At 39.3% G+C, this 7,759-nt stretch carries 5 protein-coding genes and 1 pseudogene; 5 read left to right on the forward strand and 1 reads right to left on the reverse strand.

Going from position 1 to position 7,759, the window contains the following annotated elements:
* Positions 1–265, reverse strand: a pseudogene (locus tag ACR2F3_RS10600) (polymerase); the annotation flags it as partial.
* A 116-nt stretch (positions 266–381) separates the two neighbouring features.
* Here ACR2F3_RS10600 and ACR2F3_RS10605 point away from each other — a divergent pair.
* The 5 genes from ACR2F3_RS10605 to ACR2F3_RS10625 form a co-directional block, all read left to right on the forward strand.
* Positions 382–1,359 carry a deoxyhypusine synthase family protein gene (locus tag ACR2F3_RS10605; protein WP_432709949.1) on the forward strand — a complete coding sequence of 326 codons (978 nt, stop codon included), beginning with the start codon at positions 382–384 and terminating at the stop codon, positions 1,357–1,359.
* Between the two features lie 253 nt (positions 1,360–1,612).
* Positions 1,613–2,914, forward strand: a complete 1,302-nt coding sequence (locus tag ACR2F3_RS10610; protein ID WP_432709950.1) for a c-type cytochrome — start codon at positions 1,613–1,615, stop codon at positions 2,912–2,914.
* A gap of 46 nt (positions 2,915–2,960) precedes the next feature.
* Positions 2,961–5,984, forward strand: coding sequence for a TAT-variant-translocated molybdopterin oxidoreductase (locus tag ACR2F3_RS10615; RefSeq protein WP_432709951.1), 3,024 nt, complete (start codon positions 2,961–2,963; stop codon positions 5,982–5,984).
* A 23-nt stretch (positions 5,985–6,007) separates the two neighbouring features.
* Entirely contained in the window at positions 6,008–7,480 is a 1,473-nt protein-coding gene (nrfD, locus tag ACR2F3_RS10620; protein WP_432709952.1) for an NrfD/PsrC family molybdoenzyme membrane anchor subunit, read from the forward strand.
* A 2-nt stretch (positions 7,481–7,482) separates the two neighbouring features.
* The coding region (locus tag ACR2F3_RS10625) for a DUF3341 domain-containing protein (protein WP_432709953.1) at positions 7,483–7,759 on the forward strand (277 nt) is incomplete at its 3' end.

A 7,759-nucleotide genomic window follows, 5' to 3' on the forward strand; every position in this document is an offset into this window, starting at 1 on the left:
GTTTTTTTGTTGTGATGGAGCCTAAGGCCGAAAAATTGGAGCTACGGTTATTGGGATCTGCGGGATCTAGGTATGTGGAGTACAAGGTGCCCGCACCAAATTCAAAACCATTTTCCTGGCTATAGCCTACAACAGGTATCGGCATGAAACTAGGTCGACGTGTGGTGTCTACATCATTAGATAAAAGACGTTGGATTAATTTCTTTTGTCCAAAGGAGTAGAAGCTGCATAAAAGAAGCAGGAAAAATGCCGGAAAATATTTCATCGCCCCAAATGTAAAGGAAGTATCTAAATAATTGTAATGGTTTCTTTGGCGACTTTATCAGGATTTTGTCTGATTTGAGAATAAATGTCTATTTTTGGACTTTTATAGATAAACAGATGAGCACAAGAGGACCTATTTCGCAATTCATGGAGGGTAATTACCTTCACTTCAATTCTGCAGCCATGATGGATGCTGCAAAAGGATATGAAACCCATTTAGATGAGGGTGGAAAAATGATGATTACCCTTGCTGGGGCGATGAGTACAGCAGAATTGGGTATTTCTTTAGCGGAAATGATTCGTCAGGATAAAGTATCCATCATTTCTTGTACAGGCGCTAACCTGGAAGAAGATATTATGAATCTTGTGGCCCATTCACATTATAAAAGGGTACCAAATTATAGAGATTTAAGTCCGCAGGACGAATGGGACCTTTTAGAAAACCATTACAACAGGGTTACTGATACTTGTATTCCAGAAGAGGAAGCTTTTCGCAGGTTACAAAAACATATTCACAAGCTTTGGAAAGATGCGGATGCTGCTGGAGAACGCTATTTTCCACATGAGTTTATGTACAAGATGTTGTTAAGCGGCGTATTGGAGCAATACTACGAGATCGACCCTAAGAACTCCTGGATGTTGGCAGCAGCAGAAAAGAATTTACCGATTGTTGTACCTGGATGGGAAGACTCCACAATGGGTAATATATTTGCCTCTTATGTAATGAAAGGTGAACTCACTGCAACGACCATGAAAAGTGGTATTGAGTATATGGGTTGGTTAGCCGACTGGTATATTAAAAACAGTGAAGGAAAAGGCATTGGTTTTTTTCAAATTGGAGGTGGTATTGCGGGAGATTTCCCGATTTGTGTAGTACCGATGCTGTATCAGGATATGGAAATGCCTAATATTCCTTTCTGGAGCTACTTTTGCCAGATTTCTGACTCGACAACTTCTTACGGATCGTACTCAGGTGCTGTACCAAATGAGAAAATTACCTGGGGTAAGCTAGATATCAATACACCAAAATTTATTGTGGAATCTGATGCAACAATTGTGGCTCCCCTCATTTTTGCGTGGATATTAAAAATGTAGTTTTAAAATCCAAATGACTACTCGTTTTATTCAGAAATAAGATTCACTTATTTATTTAAAATGTGCGAAAATATGGTCATTTAGGGCATATAAAAGGATTGTTTAGAATGGTTATAAATTGTATTTGGTGTCATTAATTTGTCATTGATAACTTAATAAACTTTACTTTTGTTCACGTTTTTGATGTATAGCTAAGTCGTTAAACATTAATTATAATTTTAAGTTATTTAAAAAATTGTATAAAATACTCATTATGAGGGATATCTCATTGATCATTAGAAGAGTTTGGAAGTCGGCATTTATGATAACGGCTCTATCTGTTTTAATCGTTTCTGGTACACAGGCACAGGATGTTGTCGAAGGAAGGAAAATTTTTAGGGAAAAGTGTACATCGTGTCATGCGTTAGACCGTGACATGACCGGACCTGCACTACAACCGATAGTGGCATCAAAAAGTGAAGAGTTTTTGTTGAAATGGATTCACAATGCTCCGGCTATGATTGCTTCTGGTGATCCTGAAGCGGTTGAAGCATCAAAGTGGAGTGCGAATGCAGAGATGACTGCTTTCCCAACGCTTACACCAGAGCAAATTAAAAGCATTATTGCTTATGTAAAAGAAGGCGAACCTAAAAAAGAAGGTGATGCTGCCACAGCAGGTGGTGGCGGTGGTTCTGATGAGGTTTCGAATTTCTCCCTTGCAGGTGTTCTCGCTATTATCTTAATCTCTATTATTGTACTTGTAGTATTGGCGAATGCCATTAAAATGTTGGAGCGTTTGATCCTGCAGAAAAAAGGTATAGAGGTTGTTGAGCCGGCAAAGGTATCAGTAGTAGCTGGGGTTGCGGGTTTATTCAAAAACAAGAAGTTTATATTCTTCTTCATATTGTGTCTTGTAGTTACATTAGGATCGTATGGATGGATGGGAATGTGGAATACTGGTGTTCATACCGGCTACCAACCAGTTCAGCCAATTAAGTTCTCTCATGAGTTACATGCCGGGATCAATCAAACCGATTGTCAGTATTGCCACTCTGGAGCTTTCAAATCGAAAAATGCTTCTATCCCATCACTTAATGTGTGTATGAACTGCCATAAGCAGGTTCAGGGTAGAGAAAAATACGATGGCAACATTTCTCCTGAGATCCAGAAAATCTATAATGCTTTAGGATACGATGCTGACCATATGACTTATGACAAGTCTAAAGAGAAGCCAGTAGAATGGATTCGTGTACACAACTTGCCAGCATTCGCTTACTTCAATCACTCGCAACACGTTGTGGTAGGTGAAGAAGCGATTCGTAAACACAAAGGCTTGCAGCCAAATGAACCAGTTTGTTTCGCTTGTCACGGTCCTGTAGATACGATGGAAGAAGTTTACCAGTATTCGCCATTAACAATGAAATGGTGTGTGAACTGCCACAAAGAAGCTGAACTTGATATAAAGGATAATGCATATTATACCAAAATTATTGAGGCTCACGAAAAAATCAAGAAAGGCGAAAAAATTACGCCTGCAACACTTGGTGGTCTTGAGTGTGGTAAATGTCACTATTAATAGAAATTAGTAAAAAGAACGTTCGATAAACAGTAATAAAGCTTAAATGGAAAGCAATAAAAAATACTGGAAAGGCTTAGAAGAGTATAAAAAGACTCCGGATTTTGTTGAAAACAACAAGAACGAATTTGCTGAGCCCCTTCCAATAGAAGATGTTTTAAATGAAGCAGGATTAAGTACCGTAACTCCTCGCCGCGACTTTTTAAAAGCGCTTGGCTTTGGTTTAGGTGCGGTAACATTGGCTGCTTGTCAGCCTGCCCCTGTTCATAAGTCAGTTCCTTATTTAATTAAACCGGAAGAAGTTGTTCCAGGTATACCGAATTACTATGTGTCTACTTATAACGGCCAAAGTGTTTTAGTTAAAACAAGAGAAGGTAGACCAATCAAGATTGAACCAAATCCGAATGCCGGACAGTTCGAGCTTGGAACTGATGCACAGGCTCAAGCCTCTGTATTGGATTTATATGACGTGTCGAAACTTAAAACTCCGATCGTTAAGAACGAAGAAACAACCTGGACTAAAGTTGATGAATTTGTAAAAGGAGAATTAACTAAAGCACAAGCGTCGGGTAAAAAGATTCGTATTGTTTCTTCATCTGTTGATAGTCCGTCGACCAAAAGTGTTATTGCTGATTTTATAACGGCTTATCCTGCTACCAAACATGTACAATACGATGCGGTATCTTATACAGGTATCCTAAAAGCGAATGAAAACAGCTTTGGTAAAGCAGTTGTGCCTAAATACAATTTTGATAAGGCAGATCTGATTGTAAGTTTCGGTGCAGATTTTCTTGGTACCTGGATTAGTGGAAAAGAGTTTACTTCGCAATATATATCTAACAGGAATGCAAAGTCCTTAGTAAACGGAAAAATGTCTAGACATTTTCAGTTTGAAACAGGAATGAGCATCACTGGTACAAATGCAGATACACGTTTGCCAATTAAACCTTCAGAGGAAGGCCCTGCATTAATAACGCTTTATAATGCAGTTACAGGTTCTTCTTTACCAGGTGGTGTATTGCCAAATAATACTACGGCAGAGAAAGCAATAAAATTAATTGGTAAGGAATTAGTTCAGAATGCAGGTAAATCACTAGTGGTTTCTGGTTCTAATGACGTTTCTACGCAGATTTTGGTAAATGCCATTAACTCGAGCATTGGAAGTTATGGTACAACAATAGATTTAGATAATCATAACGCTCGTTACGCTGGTAACGATGCAGAATTTGCTGAGTTTATTAAAGAAATGGACAGAGGCGAAGTTTCTGCTGTTTTCTTCTTAAACGTAAATCCTGCCTATGATGCAATTAATACAAAAGCATTTGAAGCAGCATTAGCTAAAGTAGCCTTGAAGGTTTCTTTCTCTGATCGTAAGGATGAGACTTCAACTTTATGTGATGTTATTGCCACTAACCTGAACTACTTAGAATCATGGGGTGATGCCAATACTTACCAAGGCACGTATTCTATTATACAACCAACGATTAATCCTGTATTTAACGCCCGTCAAGCTGAGCAGAGCCTTTTAATCTGGTCTAATGCGCCAGTTCAGGATTACTATCAATATGTTCGTAACAATTGGGATAAAAACATTCTGCCTGCTACAGGTAAAACATGGAATGACTTATTACAAGTTGGTGTACTAACAACACCTTCTAAAACCGCTGGAACATATACTTTTAGTTTAGCGTTAGACGCTGTTGCGCAATCTGTATTGAACAGCAGCAAAGCGTTAGCAAAAGATGTTGAGTTACAGGTTTACGAAAGTGTACCGATGCGTAATGGTAGATATGCCAACAATGCATTTTTACAGGAGTTACCTGACCCAGTGAGTAAAGTAACGTGGGATAACTACATTGCTTTGGGACAAAAGTTTGCAGAACAATTAGGCTTTAAAGAGTTTGATGTAGTTTCAGTTAAAGCAGCTAACGGTTATACAATCGAATTGCCTGTATTAATACAACCTGGTCAGGCTAATGGAACAGCTTCCATTGCTTTAGGCTATGGCCGTACAAAAGCAGGTAAAGCAGGAGACAACGTTGGTAAAAACGCTTATCCTTTTGTAAACTTTGTAAACGGAACGCAACAATATGCTACCACGGTAAGCCTGTCTAAAACAGGAGCTTTCTATGAATTAGCACAAACGCAGACACATTACTCTTTCGAAGGCAGAAACATTATTCGTGAAGCTACATTTGCAGAATATGTAAAAGATCCGGCCGCTGGTTCAGGGAACCACGGTGCAAAACATAAAACATATGATTTATGGGATGCATATGAGACTCCAATGAACAATTGGGTTATGGCAATTGATTTAAATGCCTGTACTGGTTGTGGTTCTTGTATTGTGGCTTGTAACGTAGAAAACAACATTCCTGTTGTTGGTCGTGACGAGGTTCGCAAAAGAAGAGAAATGCACTGGATCCGCATCGATCGTTATTACAGCATTGAAGAAGGAGATAAAAGCATTTCTAAAGAGAAAGAAATTGAGCACCTTGAAAATCTTGACCGTGTAACTGTTGTTCATCAGCCGATGCTTTGTCAGCATTGTGATCATGCACCATGTGAAACGGTATGTCCGGTTTTGGCAACGGTACACTCATCAGATGGTTTGAATCAGATGGCTTATAACCGTTGTGTAGGTACACGTTACTGTGCAAACAACTGTCCATATAAAGTACGTCGTTTCAACTGGTTTAACTACTGGAATGACTCTCGTTTTGACAACTACTTAAATAACGAATTTACACACCTTGTACTTAATCCTGATGTTACTGCTCGTTCAAGAGGTGTGATGGAAAAATGTTCAATGTGTATTCAACGTATTCAAAGTGGTAAATTAGCTGCTAAATTGGAAAAACGTCCATTGAAAGATGGTGATATCCAGATGGCTTGTCAGCAGGCATGTCCGGCTAATGCAATAGTATTTGGTGATGGAAACGATCCGGAATCAGAAGTTTCTAAAGCATTACGCAGTCAACGTACATATTATGTGTTGGAAGAGATCAATGTGCAACCGGGTATCGGTTATATGACAAAAATTAGAAATACAGGTACAGTACAAGCGTAAGCGAGTATTAAATAATAGATACTATGTCAGGACATAACGAATCAATATTAAGAGAACCATTAATTACCGGTAAAGATATCACGTATGCAAAGATTACGGATGATATCTTGAATCCGGTGGAAAACAAGCCAAATAAGGCCTGGTGGATAGGGTTTATCGTAGCTTCACTGGGTGCCCTTATGTGGGTATTTGCAGTAAGTTACACCTTCTGGACAGGGATTGGTGCATGGGGATTAAATAAAACAGTGGGCTGGGCCTGGGATATCACCGGTTTCGTGTGGTGGGTAGGTATTGGTCACGCTGGAACATTAATTTCCGCCGTATTATTACTTTTCCGTCAGAATTGGCGGAATTCAATTAACAGATCTGCAGAGGCAATGACCATATTTGCCGTTATCTGTGCAGCTACTTACGTAGTATCACACATGGGTAGGCCTTGGTTAGCTTACTGGGTGCTTCCGCTACCAAATCAGTTTGGATCATTATGGGTTAACTTTAACTCACCGCTAGTTTGGGATATGTTTGCCATCTCTACTTACTTCTCTGTTTCCTTGTTATTTTGGTATACAGGTTTGTTACCAGATATCGCAACCATCCGCGACCGTGCTTCAGGTGCTAGACGCAGAATTTATTCCATCTTGTCTTTCGGTTGGAACGGTAACGTAAAAACTTGGCAGCGTTTCGAAGCTGTATCGTTAATTCTTGCAGGTATTTCAACGCCACTTGTACTTTCGGTACACACAATTGTATCCATGGACTTTGCGACGTCTGTTATTCCAGGATGGCACACGACAATCTTTCCTCCATACTTTGTGGCTGGAGCAATTTTCTCTGGATTTGCGATGGTACTTACCTTATTATTGGTAGTGCGTAAAGTAATGGGATTAGAGAACTACATCACCATGTTCCACATCGAGTCGATGAATAAAATCATCATCCTTACCGGTTCAATCGTGGGTGTGGCTTACATTACTGAGTTTTTCATAGCATGGTATTCAGGTTCTGAATATGAGCAATACGCTTTTATTAACCGTTCAACCGGACCTTACTGGTGGGCATACTGGATGATGATGACCTGTAACGTAATCTCTCCGCAGTTGTTATGGTTCAAGAAAATCCGTACAAGTATACCTGCAACCTGGATTTTGTCTATCGTTGTGAATATAGGTATGTGGTTCGAACGTTTCGTGATTATCGTTACTTCCTTACACCGTGATTACCTACCGTCAAGTTGGGTAATGTTTTACCCAACATGGGTTGATGTAGCGATATTCGTAGGATCAATTGGTTTATTCTTTACTTTATTCTTATTGTTCTTGAGAGTGTTGCCATCTATTGCCATTGCTGAGGTTAAGTTGTTATTGAAAACGGCCAGTGAGCAAAGTAAAATGAAACAGATAGAAGAAGGACATCTTGATAAGGAAGAAGTGAAAGAATATGTAGAGTCTTTAGAGAAGTTCGATAGTGTTAAACAAGAAGATTACGCAAAAATATAACAATGAGTAATATCAAATATATATTAGGCAGTTTTGGCGATCCTGACGAAATGATGCACGGCATCGATAAGCTACAGGAAAATAACATTAAGATATATGATGTATATACGCCTATGCCTATACACGGCATTGAAGCCAAATTAGGGGTAAAACGTTCCCGGTTAGACATTGCGGCTTTCTGCTTTGGTATAACAGGTACCATCACCATGTTATCCTTTGTTTATTGGGCAACTGTAATTGACTGGCCGGTAAATGTTGGCGGTAAGCCACATTTTCCTT

Origin of the sequence: Pedobacter sp. (assembly GCF_045627485.1) — a bacterium.
Classification (GTDB): domain Bacteria; phylum Bacteroidota; class Bacteroidia; order Sphingobacteriales; family Sphingobacteriaceae; genus Pedobacter.

Excerpts from the sequence above, each read along its gene's own strand:
- ACR2F3_RS10610 (WP_432709950.1), top strand. The coding sequence starts at position 1,613 with ATGAGGGATATCTCATTGATCATTAGAAGAGTTTGGAAGTCGGCATTT.
- ACR2F3_RS10615 (WP_432709951.1), top strand. The coding sequence starts at position 2,961 with ATGGAAAGCAATAAAAAATACTGGAAAGGCTTAGAAGAGTATAAAAAG.
- nrfD (WP_432709952.1), top strand. The coding sequence starts at position 6,008 with ATGTCAGGACATAACGAATCAATATTAAGAGAACCATTAATTACCGGT.
- ACR2F3_RS10605 (WP_432709949.1), top strand. The coding sequence starts at position 382 with ATGAGCACAAGAGGACCTATTTCGCAATTCATGGAGGGTAATTACCTT.